Source organism: Pseudomonas sp. GW821-FHT04D07, from assembly GCF_059420225.1.
Genome location: NZ_JBWKTH010000040.1, coordinates 1 through 25,946 on the forward strand (window position 1 = coordinate 1; position 25,946 = coordinate 25,946).

The 25,946-nt window shown below is 58.0% G+C and carries 22 protein-coding genes and 1 pseudogene; 14 read left to right on the forward strand and 9 right to left on the reverse strand.

Features of this window, described 5'->3' with window-relative positions:
• The first annotated feature begins 485 nt into the window (after nt 1–485).
• From AC07T0_RS29165 to aqpZ, 10 genes are all read left to right on the forward strand, one after another.
• Nucleotides 486–968, forward strand: a complete 483-nt coding sequence (locus AC07T0_RS29165; protein ID WP_495004427.1) for a hypothetical protein — start codon at nt 486–488, stop codon at nt 966–968.
• A gap of 3 nt (nt 969–971) precedes the next feature.
• Nucleotides 972–1,205, forward strand: coding sequence for a hypothetical protein (locus AC07T0_RS29170; protein ID WP_495004428.1), 234 nt, complete (start codon nt 972–974; stop codon nt 1,203–1,205).
• A 334-nt stretch (nt 1,206–1,539) separates the two neighbouring features.
• A complete protein-coding gene (locus AC07T0_RS29175; RefSeq protein ID WP_495004429.1) occupies nt 1,540–1,983 on the forward strand; it encodes a hypothetical protein in 444 nt (147 codons plus the stop codon).
• A gap of 82 nt (nt 1,984–2,065) precedes the next feature.
• Nucleotides 2,066–2,245, forward strand: coding sequence for a YhfG family protein (locus tag AC07T0_RS29180; RefSeq protein WP_495004430.1), 180 nt, complete (start codon nt 2,066–2,068; stop codon nt 2,243–2,245).
• Between the two features lie 580 nt (nt 2,246–2,825).
• On the forward strand, nt 2,826–3,194 hold the full coding sequence (locus AC07T0_RS29185; protein ID WP_495004431.1) for a hypothetical protein: 369 nt from the start codon (nt 2,826–2,828) through the stop codon (nt 3,192–3,194).
• A 140-nt stretch (nt 3,195–3,334) separates the two neighbouring features.
• A complete protein-coding gene (locus AC07T0_RS29190) occupies nt 3,335–4,264 on the forward strand; it encodes a LysR family transcriptional regulator (RefSeq protein ID WP_152739976.1) in 930 nt (309 codons plus the stop codon).
• A gap of 243 nt (nt 4,265–4,507) precedes the next feature.
• Nucleotides 4,508–5,962 carry an FAD-dependent tricarballylate dehydrogenase TcuA gene (gene tcuA, locus AC07T0_RS29195; protein ID WP_495004432.1) on the forward strand — a complete coding sequence of 485 codons (1,455 nt, stop codon included), beginning with the start codon at nt 4,508–4,510 and terminating at the stop codon, nt 5,960–5,962.
• Complete coding sequence (gene tcuB / locus AC07T0_RS29200; RefSeq protein ID WP_495004433.1) at nt 5,949–7,106, forward strand: tricarballylate utilization 4Fe-4S protein TcuB; 1,158 nt, start codon at nt 5,949–5,951, stop codon at nt 7,104–7,106. Before tcuA ends, tcuB begins: the two co-directional genes overlap by 14 nt.
• A gap of 47 nt (nt 7,107–7,153) precedes the next feature.
• A complete protein-coding gene (locus AC07T0_RS29205) occupies nt 7,154–8,491 on the forward strand; it encodes an MFS transporter (RefSeq protein ID WP_495004434.1) in 1,338 nt (445 codons plus the stop codon).
• Between the two features lie 325 nt (nt 8,492–8,816).
• Nucleotides 8,817–9,512, forward strand: coding sequence for an aquaporin Z (aqpZ, locus tag AC07T0_RS29210; protein ID WP_495004435.1), 696 nt, complete (start codon nt 8,817–8,819; stop codon nt 9,510–9,512).
• Between the two features lie 505 nt (nt 9,513–10,017).
• Here aqpZ and AC07T0_RS29215 read toward each other — a convergent pair.
• The 3 genes from AC07T0_RS29215 to AC07T0_RS29225 form a co-directional block, all read right to left on the reverse strand.
• Nucleotides 10,018–13,215 (reverse strand): hypothetical protein, encoded by a 3,198-nt coding sequence (locus AC07T0_RS29215; protein ID WP_495004436.1) that lies wholly within the window; start codon nt 13,213–13,215, stop codon nt 10,018–10,020.
• 61 nt (nt 13,216–13,276) lie between these two features.
• Nucleotides 13,277–15,085, reverse strand: coding sequence for a pentapeptide repeat-containing protein (locus AC07T0_RS29220; protein ID WP_495004437.1), 1,809 nt, complete (start codon nt 15,083–15,085; stop codon nt 13,277–13,279).
• A gap of 286 nt (nt 15,086–15,371) precedes the next feature.
• Nucleotides 15,372–16,367 (reverse strand): lipase family protein, encoded by a 996-nt coding sequence (locus AC07T0_RS29225; RefSeq protein ID WP_495004438.1) that lies wholly within the window; start codon nt 16,365–16,367, stop codon nt 15,372–15,374.
• 134 nt (nt 16,368–16,501) lie between these two features.
• Here AC07T0_RS29225 and AC07T0_RS29230 point away from each other — a divergent pair, with 134 nt between their 5' ends.
• Both AC07T0_RS29230 and AC07T0_RS29235 read left to right on the forward strand, forming a co-directional pair.
• Complete coding sequence (locus tag AC07T0_RS29230) at nt 16,502–16,822, forward strand: D-alanyl-D-alanine carboxypeptidase family protein (RefSeq protein WP_495004439.1); 321 nt, start codon at nt 16,502–16,504, stop codon at nt 16,820–16,822.
• A pseudogene (locus tag AC07T0_RS29235) lies at nt 16,752–16,961 on the forward strand (VOC family protein); the annotation flags it as partial. The gene AC07T0_RS29230 and the pseudogene AC07T0_RS29235, both read left to right, overlap by 71 nt.
• A 52-nt stretch (nt 16,962–17,013) precedes the next feature.
• Here the strand turns inward: AC07T0_RS29235 and AC07T0_RS29240 are convergent.
• The 4 genes from AC07T0_RS29240 to AC07T0_RS29255 form a co-directional block, all read right to left on the reverse strand.
• A complete protein-coding gene (locus AC07T0_RS29240) occupies nt 17,014–17,412 on the reverse strand; it encodes a nuclear transport factor 2 family protein (RefSeq protein ID WP_495004440.1) in 399 nt (132 codons plus the stop codon).
• Nucleotides 17,413–17,501: 89 nt separating this feature from the next.
• The gene (locus AC07T0_RS29245; protein WP_495004441.1) at nt 17,502–18,122 is read right to left on the reverse strand and encodes an NADPH-dependent F420 reductase; all 621 of its coding nucleotides are present in this window, start codon (nt 18,120–18,122) and stop codon (nt 17,502–17,504) included.
• Nucleotides 18,123–18,235: 113 nt separating this feature from the next.
• On the reverse strand, nt 18,236–19,177 hold the full coding sequence (locus tag AC07T0_RS29250) for an SDR family oxidoreductase (protein ID WP_495004442.1): 942 nt from the start codon (nt 19,175–19,177) through the stop codon (nt 18,236–18,238).
• 86 nt (nt 19,178–19,263) lie between these two features.
• The gene (locus AC07T0_RS29255; protein ID WP_495004443.1) at nt 19,264–20,232 is read right to left on the reverse strand and encodes an SDR family oxidoreductase; all 969 of its coding nucleotides are present in this window, start codon (nt 20,230–20,232) and stop codon (nt 19,264–19,266) included.
• A gap of 146 nt (nt 20,233–20,378) precedes the next feature.
• Here AC07T0_RS29255 and AC07T0_RS29260 point away from each other — a divergent pair, with 146 nt between their 5' ends.
• Nucleotides 20,379–20,831, forward strand: a complete 453-nt coding sequence (locus tag AC07T0_RS29260; protein ID WP_121132440.1) for a winged helix-turn-helix transcriptional regulator — start codon at nt 20,379–20,381, stop codon at nt 20,829–20,831.
• Nucleotides 20,832–20,961: 130 nt separating this feature from the next.
• Here AC07T0_RS29260 and AC07T0_RS29265 read toward each other — a convergent pair whose 3' ends face one another.
• Both AC07T0_RS29265 and AC07T0_RS29270 read right to left on the reverse strand, forming a co-directional pair.
• Entirely contained in the window at nt 20,962–21,831 is an 870-nt protein-coding gene (locus tag AC07T0_RS29265) for an AraC family transcriptional regulator (RefSeq protein WP_495004444.1), read from the reverse strand.
• Nucleotides 21,832–22,334: 503 nt separating this feature from the next.
• Complete coding sequence (locus AC07T0_RS29270) at nt 22,335–22,643, reverse strand: hypothetical protein (RefSeq protein WP_495004445.1); 309 nt, start codon at nt 22,641–22,643, stop codon at nt 22,335–22,337.
• 698 nt (nt 22,644–23,341) lie between these two features.
• Between AC07T0_RS29270 and AC07T0_RS29275 the strand changes: the two genes are divergently transcribed.
• On the forward strand, nt 23,342–25,813 hold the full coding sequence (locus AC07T0_RS29275; protein ID WP_495004446.1) for a YeeR family protein: 2,472 nt from the start codon (nt 23,342–23,344) through the stop codon (nt 25,811–25,813).
• Nucleotides 25,814–25,946 lie beyond the last annotated feature (133 nt).

A 25,946-nucleotide genomic window follows, 5' to 3' on the forward strand; every position in this document is an offset into this window, starting at 1 on the left:
TGGTGTCCACTTAAATTTAGGTGGACACCATCGCCTCAAGCGACGGTGTCAGGAAGGTGTGTTGCCCGGACGGTTACAGCGTTGCGACCTGGGGGGAGGATCAATGCGCAATGGCGCATCGTAGCTTCCCGGATCCAAGCTACATGGGCATGTTGCTGACAACGTCAGCGGTATGCCCCAACACAATGAATAAGGCCGCCGGGAGCTGTCAAAACCCCAACTGCTACAAGCTTTTTCAGGTCGTTGGTGTAGCTATAGAACGGGGAAGAGGACTACAAATCTGCTTCCACAACCAGCGTGGGAGCCTTCCTGATCATCTGTTCGGTTTTTGCCGAGGAAGGTGTGCATTGCCTACAGCCGTGTTTGTGTCAGGTGGCTATTTCACCAAAGATGAAAGTCTTTTTCGGCGTTTTACCAAGCGCTTGCGAAAGCCTATGAGCTAAGACAGACTCCCAGCCTTTCCAGACTCGACAAGGATGCGAGCATTGAAGTTTGAGAGTGACCAGTTTTCCGGCAATCATGGAATTGTCTTCAACGTATCGCGCTTCACCCTGTCAGCCAGTGAACGGGGTAGCCTCAGAACGCTGCATTTTGGTGAAGCGAAAGCCGCCCACTATGAAGTGAACAATCTGGTGGTGGAGCTCTACGACAAAATGCTCGCCAAGGATTTGCCCTGCCAAATGATGGTCGGGATCTCCAAACCCCTGACCCGGCAACAGGGGGATTTACTCAATACCCAACGAACGAGTATCGCCTACCTCACTGGTAGTGTTTTCGCTGCAGCGGCAGGCAGGTTTATGCCCGTTGCGGCCTTCCCGGTGGGATGGGCAGTCCGCGAGTTCACACTGAGCAAATTGCCGACTTATCACGCCGGCGATGTCATCGTCAGCCTGGATGCGCAGGTCAGCGGCGGCATAGGCCCTCAGCACTCCGTATCGTCCATGATCATCAAGAATCAAGGCGGATAGACCATGAGCGAATATGGCTTTTATGCCGGAGCTTACGCGGTGTTCCTGCTGCTGTTCTTTTATCTGAAATCCTACCGCCTCAGAAAATGGCTGGGCATCACCCTGGTCGCTCTGGGGCTTGCGAGTATTTTTATGCTGCCGCCTTTCATTGCCGGCTTTGATCTGGGCATCGCTTCGATCTATGCCATCGGTAGTGGGTCTGCGCTGTTTTTTAGTCGGGCCCGATATTCGGCGTGAGCCACGCGCTCATTCAAGCAGCGTGAAATGGCCTTCCAAAAAATCTCATATTTCCCACACGTTTCAGGCGTGGGAGAATATTGTGTGCGCCAGAGTCGAGAGCTAGAGTTTGGCTGTCGCTGCAAATTCGGCGATACGGGTTTGAACGCCCGGAAATGAATAGGCGCACAGCGCCGCGAAAGCGGTTTTTTTTTGCCCGCGTTATGGTGGGCTGTGCGCAGGAGGCTTCGGCCTGCCGGTTCCTATTCCCGGTCGTTCAACCTGCGTACGGTCCGCCACCTTTTGTTTGAACGCGGAAAGTGGCGAACTCCTGAACTCGAATAGGAATGCCGCCATGCTCAAGAAGATCACCCCCGATCCGCCTGTCGTTTGCAAAGCTCTCAGCACCGCGGATAAGGAGACATACCTGCGTAAACTCCCGGACACGCCGTCCAACGAATCCGAGCCAGCCCCCGCTAATACTCCCCGTTTGCTCGATACCCTCGCGTTCACCTGCTCCAAGCCCGTCATCCCCGAAGCTCCATACAAACCCACGCTGTTTGCCATCCAACCGGGCATCACTGCTCAGGGCGCACTGACCTACGTTTCCAATCTGCTCGAAACGGCAGAACTCAATGGCGACGAAATCAGCCTGCACACCAACCCTGTCGAGAGGGCGCTGTTCTGGGGCATGCTGCATTCGGTGGAAGTGGCGCGGGCAGTGGTGGATGCGCTGCTTGAGGGGGCATCCCCATCCCGTCAGCTATTGTCCGCGTTGGATAACCGCCCGATTGATTGAGGTCGTTGCGCTGAAAGAGATCAAGCACTTGGCAGCTTGATCTCTTTTAATTACTCGATGAACACAATTGAGGTCCAGCGCAATGGGCGCTATCAGCCTTGAAGCCAAGAAGGCCTATGCGGCCAGGACTCGCCAATCCAACTACGCGGCCAGTCTGCGCCTGGAAGGCTTCAAAACGACCCCCGCAGATGTTGAGAAAAGCCTGCCGTCGCGTGAGGAGGTCCTGGAGGCTTTCTCCAAGAACTTGAGGCGGACCAAGTGAAAGACCATTTTCCGTAATGCCTTACAGATGTTGGTTGAAATGTAGGATGTTTCTTGTAGTTGATTAGGATCTGTAGCAAGCAGCGGTATTGCTCTTCTTTTCGATCTTTATCTGTCTTTATATCTGACGCCATCTCCTGACGAATAAGAACACTGATTTCCACGTGTTGCTCCTTGGACAGCATGGGCAGCTCGCAAAAGCCGCATTTTGCCCAAGTGGGTCAGTTTTGCATCGGTACTGACAGCAAAGGAGGCTATGTGGGCATGGCCCTGGACGTGGGAGCGGCGGGGCTGGCGATTCAGGAGGCGTGTTCCACGGGGCGGGAGGAGCAGTGCAGAAAGGCCCGGTATGTGGAGGGCGGCAAGGTGGCGGGAGGAATTGCTGGTTCTCACTTCGGAGGAAAGCTTGGGGCGCGTGCAGGGGGATTGGTGTGCGCGGTTGGGTTGGGTGTTGTATCGGGCGGGTGGGGAGCATTGAGCTGCGGAATTATTGGTGGGGTCGTAGGTGGATATACTGGCGGAATAATATTTGGAGGGCTGGGAGAGCTTGCGGGTGATTTGATTTATGAGGGAACGCATTGATGATGATGTTGGAGGCGATGAGTGTTTTTCTACTTCTGTTTCTATTGTTCTTTAGTCTTGGCTTGTCAGCCTATATCACTAAAACAAAGCTGGATTTGGTCGAAGCCTATTTCGATAATAACGAAATGATGATCGGTGACCGCAAATGGTGGGGCGGCAAGTCTTACAAGCATCGCTCAATGAGGTTATGTTTGATCGGCATCGTTATCATGTTTCCCAGGATGTTCATCTGGCGGGGACTCGTCACCCAGCGAGAGCTCGACGCCATACCGCAGGGGCTCAAACGATGGAGCAAAGCACCTTTGTATCTTGAGCTTCCTCTATTCTTCGGCATGATTGCCTTTTGGATATGGCACCCATTTCTGTGAGATGGGCAGTGCGCAAGTTCACGCTGAGCAACTGGCCGACGTATCACGCCGGCGATGTCATTGTCAGCCAGGATGCGCAGGTCAGCGGGGCAGGCAAGAGGTAGACTGCTGGTTTATCCTTCGCCCGGAGTCGCTTCCCCTTGGAACTCAAGCAACTGCGCTATTTCGTGAAGATCGTCGAGCACGGCAGCCTTGGCCGTGCCGCATTGGAGCTGGACGTCGGCGTCTCGGCACTAAGCCAGCAGGTCGGCAAGCTTGAGAGTGAACTGTCGACTCGCCTGCTAAACCGTACCAGCACTGGCGTGACACCGACCAGCGCCGGATTCGCCTTCCTGCACCACGCCCAACTGACCTTGCGCCAGGCGGAGAACGCGATCCTGGCAGCACATCGCGGGCGCATGAGTGGATACGTCAGTGTCGGTCTGCCACCCACCACCGCCACGGTTCTGGCGCTGCCATTGATCAATGCAATGCGCGAGCGTTACCCAGACATCCAGTTGCACCTGGTGGAGATGCTGTCCGGGCACCTCGCGGCGCAGCTCAATGCGCGACAGATCGATCTGGCCATCCTGTTTCAACTCGAAGGCGGCAAGCGCTGGAGCGTGACGCCGTTGCTGGACGAAAAACTATTCGTGATTACCTCCCGGGAGCTGCCAGGCGCACCGCGCGGCGACAGCGTGCAACTGGCAGATCTTGGTCAACTGCCGCTGGTGATGCCCAGCTCTCAACATGGGCTGCGTACGACTCTGATGACCGCATTTGAACGCTCGGGCGTGACGCCCAACATCATCATGGAGATAGACGGGCTGGTCGTGCTGATGAACGCGGTAAGGGCCGGACACGCCGCTACGATTCAACCAGGTGCCGCCGCGGCATTGGAAGGGGAGTCGGGACTGTCACTGGTACAGATCGCTGATGCGCACGTTGGGCGTAGGAATTTGCTGGCGACTCTTGCTGACGACGAACTGTCTCCCGCTGCTCTGGCGACGCGGGTCGTGATAACCGATGTCGTGCGACATCTGGTCAATGATCGACAGTGGCCCGGAGCGCGGTTGATCGAGGAAATTTGAGACTTGGAACCCTGTCACCGTACCTATGCCTTACAGGCAATGCCGCCCACTCAATAGTTGTTCGCCTCGCATAACCGTTGCGATCAAAGGGGCTGTTGCCCGAAGAAAGTTCACTTCCCCCCTTTAGCAAAACTAAAGCCCCCATGTAAAAACCCGCCTTTCGCCCCCTTGGGTGCCGCACTACTGTTCGCCCACTCGCCAGCAGCAACTCGTTCCCGTCTGCTTGCGAATTGAGGAGAAACGATGGTTGATGTTTTGGTTATAGGTGGCGGTAACGCGGCCTTGTGCGCGGCGCTGATGGCGCGGGAAGCCGGTGCCAGCGTGATGTTGCTGGAAAGCTCGCCAAAGGTCTGGCGTGGTGGTAATTCACAGCACACGCGCAACCTGCGCTGTATGCATGATGCGCCGCAGGATGTGCTGGTGGACGCGTATCCGGAAGAAGAATATTGGCAGGACTTGCTCAAAGTTACCGGCGGCATAACCAATGAAAAATTGGCACGCATCGCCATTCGCGCCTCTTCCTCGTGTCGTGACTGGATGCGATCCCACGGCGTGCATTTCCAGCCGCCGCTGTCCGGCGCGTTGCATGTAGCGCGCACCAATGCGTTCTTCATGGGCGGAGGCAAGGCGCTGGTCAACGCGTACTTTCGCAGCGCTGAACGCCTGGGCGTCAAGATTCGCTACAACGCTCAAGTCACTGATATCGAGCTGCAGGATGGAAAGTTCGTCGCCGCGCACATAGGCGCGCGCGAGGTCGATGGGCAGCATTTGCCTGCCGAACGCGTTGAGGCCCGCTCCTGTGTGCTGGCAGCCGGTGGTTTCGAATCCAACCGCGAATGGCTGCGCGAGGCTTGGGGTCAAAACGAACGTGGCGAATGGCCGTCGGATAACTTTCTGATCCGTGGCACGCGTTTCAATACCGGGGTGTTGCTACGTCGCATGCAGGATCTCGGCGCTGACATCATCGGTGATCCGACACAGGCGCACATGGTTGCCATCGATGCCCGGGCGCCGCTTTACGACGGTGGGATCTGCACCCGCATCGACTGCGTGTCGCTGGGCGTGGTGGTCAACCGCGACGGCGAGCGCTTCTACGACGAAGGCGAAGATTTCTGGCCCAAGCGCTATGCAATCTGGGGGCGGCTGGTGGCCGGTCAACCCAACCAGAAGGCGTATTCGATCATCGACAAGCAGGCGATCGGCCGTTTCATGCCGCCGGTTTTCCCTGGGGCCAAGGCCAACTCACTGCAAGAGCTCGCGGGTCTTCTGGATTTGCCAGAAGCGCAGTTCATGCAAACCATCGAAAACTACAACCGTGCCTGTCAGGTCGGCACTTTCGACCACACCGCCCTGGACGACTGCCATACCGAAGGCCTGACACCTGCCAAGACACACTGGGCACGGCCTTTGGTCAAACCGCCGTTTTATGGCTATCCGCTTAAACCCGGTGTGACCTTCACCTACTTGGGCTTGGCCACCGACGAAACGGCGGCTGTGCGCTTCAAAGGCAAAGCCAGTCCGAATCTGTTTGTCGCCGGGGAAATGATGGCGGGCAACGTGTTGGGCAAGGGCTACACCGCCGGCATCGGCATGGCCATAGGCACTGCTTTCGGGCGTATCGCTGGCGTTCAGGCGGCGGCCTCGGTGGGTTTCGGCCCTTCTACTGTGATATCGGAATCTCGACATGCAACTGTTTGATCCCCAAGCGTCCAGCCAACTGATCCCAGTCCTTAATCTGGAGGAAAGTGAAGTTGAGCGGCAGATGACCATCTGCAATGCCTGTCGCTATTGCGAAGGTTTTTGTGCGGTGTTTCCGGCCATGACCCGGCGTCTGGAGTTCACGCAGGCAGACAGCCATTACCTGGCGAACCTATGCCACAACTGCGGCGCTTGCCTTTCGGCGTGCCAGTACGCCGCGCCCCATGAGTTTGCGGTCAATGTGCCTAAAGCAATGGCCAAGGTGCGTCTGAACACTTATGCCGAGTACGTTTGGCCGCAGCCGTTGGGCAAGCTTTACCAGCGTAACGGTCTAACCCTGGCTCTGGCTTCGGGTGGCGGGTTGGCGTTGTTTCTGTGCTTGGCCCTGGTGGCGATGGGTAACCTGTTCACGGCCATGCCGGGGGGCAATTTCTACGGTATTTTCCCGCACAACACTCTGGCCCTGATGTTTGGCGCGGTGTTCGGCTTTGCGGCACTGGCCCTGACAATCGGAGTACGACGTTTCTGGCGTAACGTCTCACCTGCCGACGCGCCGCTGCCACTGAAAACCTCTGCCGCCCTGGAGGCCACGGTCAACGTCGCACAGCTCAAGTATCTGGACGGCGGCCACGCAGAAGGCTGCAATAACGACGATGACAAATTCACTCTATGGCGCCGTCGCTTCCACCACTTCACCTTCTACGGCTTCCTGCTGTGCTTCGCCGCCACGGCAGTGGCCACGCTCTATCACTTCCTGCTCGACTGGTCTGCCCCATATCCGATCTTCAGTCTGCCGGTGATGCTCGGAATCCTCGGCGGTATCGGTCTGCTGGTGGGCCCGGCCGGATTGCTATGGATGAATCTGCGCCGCAACCCGGAACAGGGCGACGAGAACCAGAAACCCATGGATCGCGGATTTATCGCGCTGCTGTTGCTGGTCAGTTCCAGCGGTCTGGCATTGCTCGCCTTGCGCGAGACCAGCGCCCTGGGCTTGCTGCTGGCAATCCACCTGGGGCTGGTGATGGCGTTCTTTCTGACCATGCCCTACAGCAAATTCGCCCACGGTATCTTCCGTAGCGCCGCGCTACTCAAGTACGCCATCGAAAAACGTCTACCCAACCCGATCAACGCCGGCAGTGACTGACCGTCACGACCTCTATTCCAATAACAATATCGAGTAGCACCGTAACCATGGTCAAAATAAAAACGGAAAACACCCGATCCCGGACGTCAAAATTCGGCGCTATCATAAGGGTCACCAGCGGCAACTTTCTCGAACAGTTCGACTTCTTTCTGTTCGGGTTCTACGCAACCTACATATCCCAGACGTTCTTCCCCGCAAGCAGTGAGTTCGCCTCGCTGATGATGACCTTTGCCGTATTCGGTTCGGGTTTTCTGATGCGTCCATTGGGCGCCATTGTGCTGGGCGCCTATATCGACAAGGTGGGGCGTCGCAAGGGGTTGATTGTGACGCTGTCGATCATGGCATGCGGCACGGTTCTGATCGCATTGGTACCGGGGTATGCCAGCATTGGCGTCGCGGCACCGATTCTGGTGCTGTTGGGTCGATTGCTGCAGGGCTTCTCGGCGGGTGCGGAACTGGGCGGTGTGTCGGTTTATCTGGCCGAGATCGCAACGCCGGGTCGTACGGGTTTCTACACCAGTTGGCAGTCGGCCAGCCAACAGATCGCGATCATCCTTGCGGCGGCGTTGGGCTATGGGATCAACGCCTACCTGAATGCAACCGAGATAGCGGCGTGGGGCTGGCGCATTCCGTTCTTCATCGGCTGCGTGATCATCCCGTTCATTTTCATCATTCGTCGTTCGTTGCAGGAAACCGAAGCGTTCAAGGCTCGTGCGCATCATCCAAGTACTGCCGAAGTGTTCCGCTCCATGAGGGAAAACTGGCGCACAGTGCTGGCGGGTGGACTGTTGGCTTCGATGACCACGACTACCTTCTACCTGATCACCGTATACACCCCGACATTCGGCAGAACGGTGCTGCACTTGAGCACCACTGATAGCCTGGTGGTGACGTTGTTTGTGGGCCTGACCAACTTTATTTGGTTGCCCATCGGCGGTGCGATTTCAGATCGAATCGGCCGTCGTCCACTGCTGTTGGCGATCTCGCTGCTGTGCATTTTCACAGCGTATCCGGCCATGCATTGGCTGGCTGAAGCCCCCAGTTTCGAGCGATTGTTGGTGGTCTTGCTGTACTTCTCGTTCTTCTTCGGCGTGTACAACGGTGCAATGGTCGCGGCCTTGACCGAAGTCATGCCACAGAATGTGCGGGTGGTGGGGTTTTCTTTGGCCTTCAGCCTGGCGACCGCAATTTTTGGTGGATTTACCCCGGCGATGTCGACCTTTCTGGTGCAGGCAACCGGCGACAAGGCGTCTCCGGCCTATTGGTTGATGTTCGCAGCGTTGTGCGGGTTCTCGGCAACGATGGTCTTGTATCGGCAACGTAATAGGTTTGCGAAAACAGAGGGGCCGCCCCCAAAAAAGGGGATTGTCGCGAAAAACGCCTGACCAGGTGGTTTAGCGTGGCAGCGAATTTTCATGCGATATCTGAACAAATATGGCAATTGAGCCTGGCCTGCACAATCGGCTGTTAGATTGCCAGCCGTTGAGTTCAAGGATGACAGGAGCAGTGCCAGTGCAAGGAAGCGCAGATGGAAGAGCCTTGGCTCTGGCTGTAGTCGGAAGGGGCTCGGGATAGGCGCCTTGCGATACACAAGACGAGCATTCCCTGGTCGGCTTGGGCACACGGATGTGCCATTCAATTCCTGGCGCGCACCGCGTCAGCCTTTCTATCACGTGAAATTCTATCTTGCGGTCTCAGGGCTGTGAGGAGTTGTGGACGAAGCAATACGGGGCAGAGTTTCTAGGTACATTCTGGCTGGTGCTGGGGGGCTGCGGCAGTGCCGTGCTCGCGGCAGGCGTCCCAGCGGTGGGGATCGGCTATCTCGGTGTATCCCTGGCATTTGGTTTGAGTGTGTTGACCATGGCCTATGCTATAGGGCCCATTTCCGGCGCCCACCTCAACCCGGCGGTTTCCATTGGTGTTTGGGTCGGCGGGCGGCTACCCACGCGCGATCTGTTGCCTTACATCTTGGCGCAAGTAATGGGTGGATTGGTTGCCGGTGGCGTGCTTTTTCTGATCGCCAGCGGCAAGGCCGGTTTTGATTTAAACGCGGGCTTTGCCGCCAATGGTTATGGCGCGCATTCGCCGGGAGGCTATTCGTTGTGGGCGGCCTTTGTCTGTGAGGTCGTGTTGACCGGCATGTTCGTGCTGATCATTTTGGGGGCGACTTCGGTGCGTGCCGCCGCTGGTTTTGCGCCGCTGACCATTGGGTTTACGCTCACCCTGATTCACTTGATCAGCATTCCGGTGACCAATACTTCGGTCAACCCGGCTCGCAGTACGGCGGTCGCGATCTATGTGGGCGACTGGGCGATGGCGCAGCTCTGGCTGTTCTGGCTCGCGCCGATTCTCGGCGCGGTGGCAGGGGCGCTGATTTATCGGCTGATTGCTGGCGGCCGCGACTGAGCACTATTTTGTGCCAGCCGGGCGTGTCTACGATAGTGCTTGGCACTTTGAGAGGCGGCGGGCACCACCGGCCCTGTGGTGATGTTGTCGAGCCTATCTCCGTGGGGACGAATATATGGATCTTTCTTACGACTTATCCGCCAACTGATGCCCCGGAAGGAAGGGGCGTGCTTGGTGGATTCATATTCAGGGACAGTGTTGATGTGGACGTTTTGGCTGAAAGGACTCACTCGTAAACGTCAAGATCCTATTGTGGCTGAGCCCGTTTTCCCGCTACCGCCAGAGCAGGCGCCTCCAACTCCAGGCGAAAGACTGGCAGGTACTGGTTAACAGTTGGGATGGTTTCGACCGCGAAACCGGACTGGAGGCAATCAGATCATCCCAGTCGACCCCGATACGGTTGGAGCCGCATTCATGCGCTTGAGATGCCAGATGTGCCCCAGTACCGGACGGGGCCATCTGGCGATAGGTGTGCTTCTTGGATCAGATGACGGGTGAGCGGCGATTACACCGCTGGCGCTGGCGGCATCCAGTGGCTGATCGATGGCTCGGGCCTGCCGTCCGCGCCGTGGATCAGCTCGTAGTTGAGGGCATATACGTTCCGGTCCAGGCTCACCGTGAGCTTGCCGGCTGCAACGCCTTGCGTTGACACCAGGAGGTCACCCTTAGGTGTGTAGATATCCATGTAGTAGTGGTCCGGCGAGCTGCCGTCGCCAGTATAGGAGAGCACATAGACATACCCCTTGGCCTCCACGTCCAGGTCGAGGTACGTCGACTGGTCGCGGGTTTTTATCGTCAGCGGCAGCATCGATGAAGTCTTGTTCTGGAAGTACTTGACCGGATTACCGTGGATGTCGAACGCCTGTACCCGTGCGTTATCGGATTCGAGCACCATCACCACCCCATCCAGGCCAATCGCGATCGCCACCGGCCCCGACACCAGGCCCTCCCGCAAGCCCTCGCCGGAGAACAAGCAGGCGTCGGGGGCCTCCCCCTCCGCGACGGGGACGCTCGACAGCTCGCATCGGAGCAGTTTGCTTCGCCCGGTGCTGATGGCAAACACGTAACCTTGCGGATGCAGGACGAAATCGTCCAGCGGGACATCCGCCGGGAACCGACCATAGCTCTGTCCCGTCCCGGAGTGGAGGGGAGCGCATTTCGATCCGTTGTCGTAGCTCAGCGCCACCTGGCGAAGATGAACGTACGACGGTGCGTCATAGTCGCTGCTGGTTGCAACTGGGTAGCTGTCGAGGAAGAGGTTCCGCGCGGAGCCGTCCGACCGGCTCATCAGGTCGTAGCAAATACCTGATTTACTGCTATAGCCGACGTCGAGCGGCTGGTAAGCCTGCTCCGGTGGCACGAGAAGCGACACGTTCTGCAGCGTGTACATGGGGTCGATCGACCGGGGGTTGGTCGAGAGGTTCTCCGGAATGTTCAGGTTGGAGGCCTGCCAGCTGTAGCCGATCGACGCAGGCCCTTGCGCCAGGGTGATGCTCGTCAGGCTGATGAGGTCCGAGCCTGACGTACCGAGCGTGGCCGTTGGGGGCGCTGCCGTCTTGTCCCACACGTGCGCACCGCCCTGGTAGGCCAGCTTCTCCACGTGCTCGTAGACCGAGCTCTTGGTGAGCGGAGGCAGGTTGTTTTTGATCTCGAGGCTCGGAATCACGAGCGTGCTGCCGTTCGTGCCCAGCGCAGGCGTCCAGTCGGTGGAACCCTTCCCGGCGACCCATCCATTGTCGGCATAGAAGACCGCGGTCACCTTCAGCTTCCCCCCACCCGGGACACCCTTGAAGCTGATCTGAATGGGAGTGTTGTCCGTCCCCTTCGGCAACGCAAACTCCTTGGAAGGCACCGTCACTTGGCTGTCGTACGCCACGGTGACTACGTAGTGCGTCGCCTGCATCGGGAAGTAATGGTACAGCGAGTCCGGGACGAGTTTTATATCCAGATCGATCGTCCTCGTCACCGTCGACGTGTAAATCGGCGCCGCCTCGAGCACCTCGAACGTCGTCTGACTGAGCTGCGCGAAGGTGACAACCGCGTTGGTCGCCTCCAGGGCGATGTCCACGAATGGGATCGCCTCCTCCAGAGCCCCTTGCGCGATAAACTCCAGCAACATCGCCTTCAAGCCCGTCTTCCATAGCAAGGGGCCGATGATGTTGGCCAGCTTGAGGAGGACCTCCTTGATTCCGCCCGTCAATGCATAGTCGAGGAGCGCGGCGTCGATCGTCGCCAGGACGCCCAGAATGCCGACGTAGACCTTGTTATCCTTCAGGAGGTTGGTGACTAATTCGGTGTTCATGAGGGCCGCGCCCACGACGAGGGCGACAACCGGAATCGCATACTCGAAGGTTGCCGTCATGAAGATGCCGAGCAGGCAGATGTGCCTGTCGGTGTGCCCCGGGCCGAAAACGCCGAGCCCCGCGAGATGGATGTTCACCGCGTTGGCCGTATCCGGTACCGGGAACGTCAGCGTCATGTCCGTGACGTCGATGGGGATGCCGGCGATCTCATCAATGGGCCCGACCCGGTCGAGGTATTTCGACGTGGCGGTGCCGTTGAATATGCTCGGGATTGAAGTCGCCGGCCATGAGTCCGGCGGCGCGACGGGGGTGCCGCTGGCATCCAGAAACTCGATGTAGGCCCCCAGGTGCCTGAGCCACTGGTTCTCCACCGTCACGGACATGTTGTTCCCTTCGCATGTCACGCTGGCGGGGTCGACCACGACGCCCTTGCCCGGAGTGAGGTTCTTCAATTGCCACTGAGCGTTCTGGTCTCGCTGCTGGGCGCGCGGCTCCACGGCTTTGGAGCCCGCCGTCCCCTGGTATTCGCTCGATACGACGCCATCGAGCACTTTCCACAGCGCGCCGCGCAGGTACTCGTCCTGCCTCGAGAGCTGGATCGCCAGGGGCAAGGTGCTCGTCATGGCCATATTCACACCCTCTTCGAGCCTGGCCGTATAGATGGGCTTTTTGTTGTCGTCGTATACCTTGTCGTTGTTCCAGTCGAGGAGCAGCACCTTTTTTTGCCATCCATCGCCTGCGTCGCTGATCGCGTCCACCAGGGTGCCACTATCGTTCTGGATCGCGACTGTGATGCAGTTATCCTTGATGTATGCAGGGATGGCACCGCCTTTATCACCGCTCAGGTTCAGGAGGCTCGGATGGTGGAAAAGTATAGCGACCGCCGCCTCCATGGGGTCGTTGTAGTCGTCTACGTGATCCGGGAAGTCGGAGTCCAGGACCAGGGGCTTGAGATCGTCCGACGTGATGCCGTATCTCGCGAGCTTGTAGTGAGCCGAGGCGAGCACATCCTTGCCACGTTTCTTCATCTCTTCGCGCGCGGCCGACCTGCCGGCCTTGGGGACGTGCAAGTGCATGGCGATGGTGTTGCCGGGCGCCCCGTCACCCGTCCCCGTGGACACGGTGATCAGTGCCGGACGGTTAGAGGGAACGGGGAGGTCCTCGATGTAATGAGTGACGTGCTCCTGCGGGAGCAGTTTCAAGAACGGCGTGTTCTGGCTCGCTCGTGCGAGGGTCTGCGGCGTATGACGCTTGAGCCGATACTTCCTCAAGTTCGCGTGCAGAAGCACGTCGTCCGGGTTCTTGCAATGCTTCAGGTTGAAGTGCAGCGTGCGCGTTTCGGTCGGTCCGGGCAGCTTGTCCGAACGCTGGTTGGTCGCCCCATCATTCCGTTGATTCATCGTTCTCTTCCTGTGAGTGGTTGTACTGGTTGAGCTTGTCTACGCGGGAGCGGGCCGCACCTCACGGCCCGTAGTGCCAGTCGGTCATGGGCGCGTCGTCGGCGTTCCACATCGTGCCGGTGCAAGGCCCGGTCTGGCCGCTCGGGCACGTTGCGCCAGCGGTGTCCGTCGGCTTCCGCGTGACGTGGTACTGGATCTTGTGCTTGTCCTCCCGGCCGCCATGGACGGTCAACGTACCGTTGTCCGTGCTGACGGCCGCTCCTGTGAAATTGACCCCACCCACACTCGCACTGGAGAAATCGGCGCCTTGAAGGCAAGCCTTCGCAAATGAGGTCGCGCGCTCCGAATTCACCAGCGACAGCACGGTGCCGGTGAAATTGGCGTTGATCAGGCACGCGCCGTCGAAGTTGACGCCCGCCGCGTTTTTATCCTTGATGCCAGAGAAATTAGCTGCGACGAGATACGCACCGCTGAAATCCGCCTGCATGATGTTCGCGCCGACCAGCGCCGCGCCGTTGCCGTACAGGTAGCAAAACGGCATCTGGGCGTACGACATGTCTGCCTTGGCGAACGTGGCCCCCATCAGGTTCGCCTCGCTCAGGTTGCAACGGAGCAGACCGTTTGGCGTCGAGAGGGTGGCGTTGTCAAACGTGGCGTACTCCAGGTTCGCTTGCGCCAGGGCGGCGCCCCCGAGCTGGGCGTAGGACAGATCGGCGTAGCGAAGGCTCGGTTTTTCCACGGCGGAGAACTGCACCCCGGTCAGAACGGCATACTGTGCGACCAGATGATTGAGCGTCCCATCGAGGATCGCCTTTCCCGGGTTTTTGGGATCAGGCGTCATAAACTTAACGCCGTCCATCTGTGCGTAGCTCCAGATGTAGATGTCGTTATCCTTGTGGTCGAGCGCGTGCGTGAGGATCTTGTTCACGCGGGCGTTCGAAAAAATGGTTCGGTTTTTGACGTCTCGGGTGATGCGGATGGGCTTGGTAAGATCCGAGAGGGTCGCCAGGGCCAGATCGGCGCTTTCCAGGTCAGCGCTTTCGAAGTTGCAGTTGTCGAGCACCGCGCCCGTGAAGTCGCTCCCTTTCAGGCTGGCTTTGCTAAGGTCGACGTCCTTCAGCGATGCATTGCGAAAGTTCGCGCCATCCAACATGCAACCGGAGAGGTTGCTGCCATCGAGCACGGTGCCCGAGAAATTCGCGATGCCCGAGAACGTGACATTGCTCAGATTGCTGTTCGTCACCCGAGTGCCGGATAAATCCGCATTGTTCAGGAACAGGTACCAGAAGTCGGCCCGGTCGTATGAACGCTTGCGCAGGTCCGACGCACCCGGGAATAGCTGTTGCGTAATGACGGGCACGGAGGGGTTGGCAAATATCAAGGCGGTCTCTATATCTGCCCAGGAGACCGTATTGTTCAGGATATCAATATTGAGTACGGATACAACCGACTGGCCTTTGACGAGCTCCATCCAGATGGCGTTGTCTGCCGGCGGGATGCCGTACGGATCATGGGTCGCCAGGGCGAGCGTCGCAGGCGTTTGCGGAGAGGTGAGTGCGATAAAGAAATCATGTGAGTTACCGCCCGACATCGAGCTGCCACAGTCCAACCACGTCCCGTCGCGCACCGATTGAACCTGAAGCCAGTTGTGGGTGTCTTTATTGATAGCGTTGTCGGGGGTGAATGTATCTCCCAGATAGAAAGCGAACAAGGTCGCGTCGTTCTCGGTGTCATAGTCCAATAGTTCGCACGCCAGCGAATTACCTTGGCGATACGCGAACCAGGTATTGCTGCCTATTTCCCCATAATTGACAATGATGGTGAGGTAGTAGCAGCCGATGTAAGTCTTCACGGCGTTCGGGTTGGTCATTTCAGTTTCCTCGTCCGCATTTCCGGTGTGGCGAGAAAACACAACAAATCGAATTTGGCATCATAGTCAGCCATATTGGCTCCATAGTTCAATAGCCGATTGATGAAGCGGAGGAAAAGAACACGCCACGGTGCCTGGCAGTATATGAATCCACCGGCCACGTTGCGTCTGCTTAAGCACCGTTGCGAGCGAAAAGGTTTCCGGATAAGCGAGTTGCAGTTGTGTAGGCTTCGCGAAGAAATGCCGGCAACTGCAACTCGAACATCTGGGCGACGAGACTATCGCACTAGCTGCCGAACGGTGGCGGCATCGGTATATCGCCAAGTTTCAAGCCCAGCAGCGACATGTACTCGTAGATGTGCTGATAGCCGGATTGAGCGTTATAGCTTGTGCAATCGGCTTGAATCTCCCCTCCGAGCCGCAGCTCCATGTTTGCGCTGCCCATGCCCCATTGTGTGTAGTTCAAATTATTATTTGTAACAGTATCGATTCCAATGCAAACCAATTCCTTCGTGACTGGATCAATGACGTTGGTGGGTTCATAGAGCGTCAAGGAGAAATCGAGAGAGGTTGCGCACCACGCCATCGGAATAACATCCAGAGTGTTGTATATCCGTAGTGCATTACCGGCCATTTGCTTATTGAAATAGCTTGCAAAAAAACCATCGCCGGCCGTTGGCGCAGCAAACGTTTCGCAATAAAAATTAAAGCTCGAGAATTTGTCTTTTAGATAAAGCGCGACTACCGACATTAGAGCACCGCCAAGGCTATGACCGACCAATCGGATCGTCGCGCCACTGCGCTGCTTTCCGAGAAAATCGTCAAGTGTGCCCTGACCACTGATAGTAGATGCCGTAGTCAATATCTTGTTTACACCCTCTGCAGTTCCCTGCGATATGTTTATCGACACTGGGCAGCTCTTGATGAGATTCTTTAACGGCACCATTGGGAAAATATCAAGATCATCCTTCTGATCCTCAGGAGAATTGTCAAGGGTCCCACTCGTCACCACTACGGTGTCGTTCCCACTTTTCCCGCCCATCAGCACGACTGTGATGTGAGCCGCGTAATCGCCATCCATCACCAGAGCGGGGCCCCAAACTACGGCATAGCCGCCGCCAACCTTGGAGCCATTAAGACGCGAAAGAATGTTGTCTTTAACCTGGGCCGGCGTAGGCTTCTTCATGATTTCCCAGGACGGACTCCACCTCGCCGCATTATTCACCACGTAAGCGTGTGTAAGATTGATTTGCCTTTGCTGAATTGAGTCGAGTGAATTCATGACTGCTCCTTGTCTCGAAGATAAATAATCACAACGGGACCAACGAATACTCACGGCAGCCGTCGATCCTTCTGGGCCTGCAAAATCGAGTGTAGACGCAGTTTTTGGAGATGTGAGAACGATGCGCTGAACGAATGCATCGCCACCATTCGCCCCGTGGCCACGGGGCACTTGCCGTCTCTGCGCCTCCACATTTCAGCGAGCACCATGCCGGGGCCGCGGTCGATATCGGTACACCAGGCTGTCGGGATCTGGAGCAAGTGTTTGAAACGACACCAGCCTTTGCCTGGCTGTCCAATAGCGCAGGCCGATTTGGTTTTGTGATGTCCTATCCCGCCGGCAATCCCAGTGGGTATGCCTACGAGGCACCCATGAGCATTCGTGGTTACGGGGGGCTTCACTACGGGAGAGCTCGTTCGGCCCGGTGGCCCTTTGATCATTTTGTACTCGGATGATCTCGAGGAGGCGCAGCAGCGGCTCAAAGCCCTGGGGGCTGTTATTTCCCGCGAAACCTTTTCGTTCCCTGGCGGAAGCAGGTTCCACTTCATTGATCCAGATGGTTATGAGCTGGCCGTTTGGACCGCTCAGCCGTAGGTCCCGGCCTCTCTTGAATGGACTGGGTCAGTTTTCAATCGGCGCCAACAGCTCACGCCATCTCGGAGGACCGTGCCAGTGCTTGCGTGTCGATATATTCGCGGATGTTTGTCACTTTGCCATTGCGAACAGTCATGGCGAAGACAAAATGGTCCTCGAACGTCCTGTTCGTGGCCTTAACTTTCCCCGTGGCGAACCCGACCATCAGAACCCGGTCTCCCTGCGCTACAAATTCGGGGGGCTGCGGGAATGAAGTTTCCATTTCGCAAGCCTTCTGAAGCAAATCCGCCAATCCCTGGTGTCCGCGGTGCGTGCCGGCCAGCGGCCAGTCCTCGCCCGGAATGATCCACTCGATATCTTCGGCAGACAACGCCAGCAGACCGGGCTTATCGCCGCGGCCCATGGCTGCAAAAAAACTCTTCACAGTCTGGACATTCTCTTGTGTGCTCATCGAAATCTCTCCATGTCCATTACCTGGGATCGTGTCCGATCACATCGGACACGTTGTGGACCTGCTGGTGAGGACGTGGTGTCGGTGACTCAGCCGATATCGACTTTCATGGCGATGTCCCAGCTGCCGGCGCCGTTTTTGGCCAGGCCGATCATCATCAGACCGAGCCACTCGAGCGTCTGGGCCATCTGCAGGCCGCCGACATCCAACGGACGCAGCCCGAGACTCTCGAGGAAGGTCGAGACCCGCGCCTTGGCGTGCTCATCGTCCGCCGCGATGAACGCGTCGAGGCGTTTATCCTTGGCAAGTACTTGGCCGAAGAGGGTATTGAACGCCTTGACGACATGCGCGCTGGCGGGGGCTCCCTTGGCGATCTCCTGCGCACCGGAACTGCCGTGGGGGGTAACGAGGCCCGAGAGATCGGGAGCGACCGGGTTGGTGATATCGATGATCACCTTACCGTCGAGCGCTTTCCCAAAGTCGGCCAGTACCGCCAACGCATTGGTGTACGGCACGGCGAGAATGACGATGTCGCCCGCCGGAGTGGCGCCGTAAGTCCCTGTGATCGCTCCGGATGCGAGCTTGTCGGCAAGCGCCTGCGCCTTGGCGGGATCGCGGCTGAACACCTCGACGGTGTGTCCGGCCTTGGCGATACGGCCGGCGACCGCCGTGGCCATGCCTCCTGAACCGATGATGCTGATAGTGCTCATGTGCAGTCTCCGTTCTGAAATCAGGTATTTTTCGTCTTTTCTGGACGGGTTACGCCGTCTCGGCTCGGCCACCCGCCGGGTGCAGTGCGACCCGGCGGTGTGCCGTCACCTCATCAGACGGCCGGGAAGTAATGACCGTTATCAAGATCGGCGAAGAGTCCGGGCTGGGTCGGTTCCCAGCCAAGAACCCGGCGCGTGATGGCGTTCGATGTCGGGGTATCCAGCGTGACCAGATTCGCAAGGAACCCGAAGTAGCCAGGCAGCATCAGCACGTCCGCGGGAATAGGCACGGCCGGCAGATTCAAGCGGCTGGCAATGGCTTCGGCGATCTGGCGGTACGGGACAGCCACCTCGGCGATTGCATGCCAGCTTCTGCCCGCGGCGCCTTTCTCCAGCGCCAGGCGAAACACGGTGGCGAGGTCACGGGCGTGCACGGCCCCCCAACGGTTGGCACCGTCTCCGGGGTAGCCGACGACACCCTTTTCCTTGGCCAGCCCGATCAACAGCGCAAGGAAGCCGGCGTTATCGGTGGAGCTGTGCATGATCTCAGGGATCCGCACGATCGCAGACCGTATGCCCTTTTCGGCGAGACCGATCACCGTGGTTTCCACGATGTTCCGAACCCGCAGGGTATTCTTGTACGGATCGCCGCCGGGAAGGGGTGGATCCTCCTCTGTGGCCGGCCGGCCCAGGCCCTCCCACCCGGGCGAGCCGACGCTTCCAGACACGACCAACGGTTTTCCGCTTCCGGCCAGTGCTTGGCCATAGGCGAGCATGATCTCAAGCTCCGCGGCCGCAACGGCGTTGATCCCGCCGGTTGGAATCAGGTCCTGCCGGTGCGCGAGGTGGATGACGCCGTCCGAGGCTACGGCCGCCTCCTTGAGCCCGTCGAGATCCTCGAGATGGCCGCGATGTACCTTGGCGCCGAGCGCAGCCGCCTGCGCGGCGGCCTTGTCGGACCGAGCCAGGGCCGTGACCTCATGGCCGGCGGCGATAAGATCGGAGATGATGTACGGACCGGAATGGCCGGTGCCGCCAGTGACAAAAACGCGCATATGCGTGCTCCTCGTGGGTGATGGGGGGCGAGAAAAGGTGCTAGGGGGGACTGTGCCGGGCGCATTGGCGATCCAGCGCCCCGCCGTCAGCTCAAGTCAGTCGGTGGAAAGTAATGGCCGTTGTCCAGGTCCTCGATCAGACCGGGCTGAACGGGGTCCCAGCCAAGAGCCCGGCGGGTGATGGCGTTCGACGCGGGGAGGTCCAGCGTGGCCACCGCCGCCAGGAACCCAAAGTGGCCCGGCAGCATCAGCTCGTCCGCGGGGATGCTCACGGCGGGTATTCCCAGGCGAGCGGCTATAGCCTCGGCGATCTCGCGGAACGGGATTCCCTCGTCGCCGATCGCGTGCCAGGTTTTGCCTGCGGCCCCTTTCTCGAGCGCCAGGCGGAACAGAGAGGCAAGATCGCGGACGTGCACGGCGGGCCAGCGGTTCTTGCCGTCTCCCGGATAGCCGGCAAAACCCTTTGTTTTCGCGAGCATGATCAGCTGCAGGCGACCGGTCGCACTGTGTAAGAGAGTGGGAATCCGCACGACCGACGATCTGACACCTCGCTCGGCGAGGCCCACGACCGTGGTTTCCACGATATTGCGTGCCAACAGAGTGCCTGAATCGATCAGGCCGCAGGGTAGAGCGGGATCATCCTCGGTCGCCGGTCGGCCCAGACTGACCGGTGCGCCGATAGGCGCCGCCCTGCCCACGTTCATGGGCGTGCCGATACTGCCTGCAACGACCAGTGGCTTATCCGTGCCCGCCAGCGCCTCGCCGAACGTGAGGACGGTCGCGAGTTCCGATTCGACCAAGGCGGCGATCCCGCCGGACGGAAGCAGTTCGGCCCTGTATCCGAGGTGGATGACGCCGTCGCACTCAACCGCCGCCGCCTTGAGCCCTTTGAGGTCGGCAAGATCTCCACGACGCACCTTGGCGCCGAGCGCGGACGCCGCTGCCACGGACGCGTCTGACCTTGCCAGAGCGACGACCTCGTGGCCGGCTGCGATGAGGTCGGGGATGACGTACGAACCGACGTGGCCGGTGCCGCCAGTGACGAAAACGAGCATGTTATTGGCCCTTCTGAGCGGTGTGATACGAAACGTGCTGGTGCGACTGCGCTCAGCGTACGAGCCATGCTGGTTGTTTCACTTGCAAAAAGCAAGTGAATTGCAGGGATTTACTTGCTCCATGCAAGCGATGTTAAGATCCGGCCATGAAAACAACCTCTAAAGAAGACGTTCGGTCCCATTGCGCAGTGAACTATGGCGTGGAGATTTTCGGCGACCGGTGGTCGCTCCTGATCATTCGCGACATCGTTTTTGTGGGTAAGAAGACCTATGGCCAGTTCCTGAAATCGGAAGAGGGGATCGCGTCTAATGTCCTCGCTTCCCGCCTTGCCTTTCTTGAGGGGCAAGGCATTCTCTCGAAGGCACCCAACCCCGACGATAGGCGCAAGGATTTCTACACGCTGACAGAGAAAGGCCTGGACCTCATTCCCATCGTGCTCAACATCGTGCTTTGGAGCGCGAAGCACGATTCGAAGTCATACGCACGGCACCTCGAGGCGTTCGTGACTCGAATAAGTCAAAACCCCACGCAGGTGAGCGAAGAGCTGAAGGCGCTGGTCCGCAATGGCGGATGTATCTTTCCCGAGATTAAGGAATGAACCAGACGGCCAGCAAAAGCGAGGTCAGAAACCTCGCGACCGGCAGCAACGGGTCGATTCTGTTGAAAAAGTCGACCCTGAACGGACTCTCGTCAACGTCAGCTCAGGGTCGAAGGCTCTGCTTGCTCCGCTATTGCAGCGGAACATACACATCTGTTTGCCATTGATCCTGCGGTGTCTCGGGATAGACGCTCAGGTAATTGAAGAACAACGGCTGGTCACGAAGTTCCTCTCCACTGGCAGGAAGCCAATCGCGGTAAATCGGATAGATCGTTTCGCCGATATGATCCGGTGACCCCACGTGTCGCACCACGACGCAGCGACCGGCAGGAATGACGATCTCGTGCACGCCGAACTCATTCGGCGCCACGGCCTCGTGAATCTCGCCGCAGATTGCGAAGCGGAATGCTTCTGGAGGTGTCGTATCGGGGTTGTTATAGGGAATGCCAAAGTTGCGACTCGATGCCACCGGCGACTGTCGGCTCTGCATACGCCACTCGATGAACCTGCGCACGCTCTCATTGACGAGCCCGGGTGGTCCGCAGTGCTCAAGCGCGGCTACCCTGACTTCAGGGAAATCTACGATTCGTACTTGCATGATGATGGTCCTGGAAAAATGAGGGATTGCGAATACCGCATTCCAGACTTGCCAGTTCGGTTCCTTCCTGAACGCACTCGGTGTCGTACCGAATGCCCGCCTGAACGCTCTGCAAAATGCCTCGGGACTTTCAAAGCCGGCACCGAGTGCGGCGTCCAGTACCGAGTGATCCGCGAGGGCGGCCAGGCGATGTGCCGCGCGTCGTAGTCGCATCAGTTGCACATAGCGTGAGACCGGCACACCTACGAACGCGGTGAATTGTCGATGGAAGTGAAACGCCGAAAAGTTCGCCACATGGCTCAACGTCTTCACCGACAGGTCACCTTCGAGATTGGCATCAATGTAGGCGAGCACGGCGTTGAAGCGCTTTGTGTAAGCGAAATGGGTCGGCATGTCAGACACTGGGAAAAGCTCCTGGAGGTACGGTCGGCAATAGAGTCGACTATAGCGGCGCGAACGTGCCTAGCCGCGCTTGCTCAAGGCACATTTTGGGTTGGCCAATGCGATCTCTTCCAAGGCGTTCCTCTATCGTTTGAGCCGCTGTCATCAGCTGACACCTACCACTGAAGTACCCAATACCTAGGCGGAACGGCGGCGCTCGGCAGCGTGCATCAATTTAACGGGGAATGGGTGTCCGGTCTGGTAGGGGCAAGTCCAATGACTGCTTAGCGCACAACATCCACTGCAGTGAACGTGTACGCGCTATTCGGTTTGTCCGACGTCAACTCCAGCATCAGGGAAACACCCAAGTCCTCGATGAAGGCGTTGGAGGATTTACTGGTGCCCATCTCGCACTCTAGGTGTTCAGTCTCGGAATGAGAGGGTGCGGATTAATTGTGAAACGGTCTGGATTTTGACTCCAGTACAGAAAATGCCCCGTCACACAAAGTGGCGGGGCTGGATGCTTAGTCGACGATGTCCAGGCTGAAGGACGGATTGAGTGTAGTGCCGGTGATCGAGTAAGAGGCGGTGGAGCTATCGTCTTCCCCGTAGTTGAAATTGTCGCCCGAGTCGTGATTGGGCCCGCCCTGAACGTAGGCCCTGGCCCAGCAGGAGGTGCCTTCAGGAACACCATATTCGCGAAGGTCGACCTTCGCAACGCCACCGGCGGTGATCACCTCAGTTCTATCTGGAGGGCATTCGCCACCGTCCCACTCGACTCTGAAGGACGAGGCGAATCCTGCTCTGTTATGAAATTCGACGAGATATGGCAAGGTATTTTCCTTTCATAAGTTTTAGTGTTTTCCTAATTGTCATATCACGTCTCTTCGAAGACGGAATGACGACAGCATGAGCCATGTTACGGGTAACACTTCCAGTATTAGCCCGGCGTTTTAAAATCTACGCATCACGCCAGGCTAGTGCGGAACCCTTTTTCCTCATGGTCGTCAAGTAAAGCGCAGAGCAGCGTTGACGCATTGAATCTGGGACGCTGCGATAGCGAAGCCTTCCATGGGGAATTATTTCCTTTTAATCGTAAGTAAGATGGCGCGTAGTGACATCTTCACTAGCGCTGCTCGATTACGAGGCTAGCCGCTTTTCACGGGTATGCGTTTTAATATTTAGAATTGTTGGTTATAAGAAAAGTGGCTAAAAGCCATTAATATTTTTTCACGCAGCCATAGAGATACGCTCAGATTTGAGCACGCCGACGATGTGCTTGCCTCTGAGATGACTCGGAGCCTGTGATGTTCAAGGCGCCTCCACCAAGAGGCGCTTTCAAACTAAACAGGTACGAATTAATTGAATTGAGCGCATGCCACCAGGGCTGACTCCATTAATTTGCTACTAGTCCAAATGATGTCTATGTGATATCAATCGCGCCCTCAAGGACCTTACTAGAGGGCGTTATGCCATTGCAGGGAAGCACATTACTGCCGTCACCCTTTCCGACCCCGGCGGATGACTGCTGATGGCTGTCATTGTCGGGATCATCGTTTTCCTCATCGCACTGGCGCTGTTGGCCAAGTTGTTACGTTTCATAGGGGTAGTCATACAGTTCGCCCTCGGCCTGGTCGGATTGGTCACTCTAGGGCTACCTGCCGGCTATGGCATGGCCGTAGAGGCTGGCTGCCAACGACCCTGGTTACGCTCCGGTATAGCCTGGCTAACCACTATCACGACATTCATGATTACCCTCTGCTGGGGTGTACTGGGCTGGCACCCGTACCTGCCTGCTGGCAGTTTCGCGAGCCTGAAATTCGCGCTGCCAGCTGGGTTGTTCGTGGTCATGCTTGTGGTCCACCGCAAGAGTCAGCGCAGCCATGTGAACAACCTGGCGGATGAGTGGCTGCTCAAGAAGGACCAGGAATTCTATCGTTGCCTCCACGGCACCTTCGCGCTGTTGATGATTTCCGCTGCGGTACCGGGGCTGTTCGACCTTCTGCACTGGCCCGCTGTGGGGCTTGCTGTCTACGCCTACTGGGGCGTGGCGTTGCTGGTACAGCTTTACTGCATCAGTCATGACTATGCCCGCATCCAGCTGGAGCTTGGCGCAGTGAAAGCGTTACAGGTGCAGACCTCGCTCAATGTCAGCCAGACCCTCAAGGATCTGACCGCCGATAGCCTGCTTGATGGCGAGGAGGTCGAGACCATTTTCAATGGACGTTTGTCCTCTATGGTCGCTGCTGGCACGTTACGGGAAATAGAGGTTGCTGATCAGCGCTGGGTCTTTGAAGGCGGCTGGTATCGTAACCGCTACAGGGCGCTGCATGGCGTGCTGCTCAAGCAGGTGCGCCACCGTTCGGAGGCCCTCGGAAGCTTTGTGCGCAGTGCGTTTGGGTTGGAAGGTGCTGCTGGCCGGGACTTTATCGAGCAGCATATGAGCTTCGGTCAGTATCAGGATTTTCGTGACGGGCGTTTCTGGTGCGCTTTTGCGCTATCGCAGCGAATCAGCTGCTGCACTGCTTGCGGGATCGCCGAGGTTCGCAACAGCGCGAACGATGCAGAGTGGTTTTGCTCCAAGATCTGTACTGAAACCGAGCAGGTGTGCCTGACCGTTCGTGACAAGCCGCAAGAGGAGTTTCTGGCTGATGCCGCTACCAGCGGTTTTGTGCTCATGGCTGCCGGCAGTGCCTGGGATGCCAATCACAAATTGTTCGCCGCGGGTGGCCAGGGCCACGGCTTCGCCGCCGAGAAGGCCAATCATCGTGTCGATCGTTTGATGGGGCGTAACGCCGAGATCCTGGGTGACAACAACGCCAAGAATGGCGCTGACCGCTTGGTTCAGGGGCAGATGATCCAGACTAAATACTGCGCTACTGGCGCCCGCAGTGTGGGGGCCGCTTTCGATGGGCAGCAGGGCGACTACAAGTATTTCGACACGCAGGGGCGCCCCATGCAAATTGAGGTGCCAAAGGATCAATACGTCGACGCCGTGCGCACCCTCCAGAGAAAGATTAGCGAGGGTAAGGTCCGCGGTGTCTCGGATCCGGAGGATGCCGCCAAACTCATCCGCAGGGGGCATCTGACCTACAGTCAGGCACGCAGCATCACCAAGTTTGGAACCTTCGAGTCGATCGCTTATGACATTACCGAGGGTGTAGTGGTCGGAGCCGTGGCCGGTGGCATCAGCTTCGGCGTCAGCGCTACGTTGTTCTACCTGAAAACCCAGGACCGTCGACAAGCGTTGCAGGTTGCGGCCGTGCAGGCCGGCAAGACTTTTGGCCGTAGCCTGACTGTTTATGTGGCTGCCCAGCAATTGCATCGAGTGCAGTTTATCCAGCGTTCGTTGACCCTTATCGATGTGACCAGCTTGGCACCGAGCACACGCGGGCTGTTGGCTCAAGGCATGGGGGTGAGCAAGAGCGGCTTGAACAAGGCCCTGCGCGGAACTCTGATCAGTTCCATCGCCGTGATCGCGGTCACCACGGGGCCGGACCTGGTCAAGCTTGCCCGCGGTCGTATCTCCAAAGCGCAGTTTGCCAAGAACCTGGCCGTTGCCTCATCAGGGGTGGCTGGTGGTGCGGTCGGCTCTATTGCGGGGGGGATCCTCGCCGCACCGCTGGGGCCAATCGGTGCCATGGTTGGCCGCACGGCTGGCGGTATCATTGGCGCAATCGTCGCTTCTGCGGTCTCTAGTAAGCTGATGGGTAAACTGGTCCAGGAGGATCGAGTGCTGATTATTGGCATCATTCAGGCTCAACTGGAGTACCTTGCTGTCGCCTTCATGCTGGCTAAGGAAGAACTCGACAGCGTCAATGCCAACTTGGATAACGCCCTCACCCAGAAAAGTCTGGAGGTGATCTTCGCTGCCAAAGAGCAACGTCGCGCAATGGCCAATTTTTACCTTAAACCGGTGGTGGTGGCGGTGGTACGCCAGCGTCCGGTAATTGAGTTTTCGCCGGGTGATGTGGTGGATGCATGGGAAGGTATGGTGGCTTGAGGGGGGTAAGCCTGATGGTCGGCAGGGGCCGCTCTGACCCTGTTGCTCTGTTCCGAGTTGCTCGTTGGCGCCCACAACCTACCAGCAACATCAGCGCCGATGATGCATCTCTCGTGAGCCAGGCAATATCAAG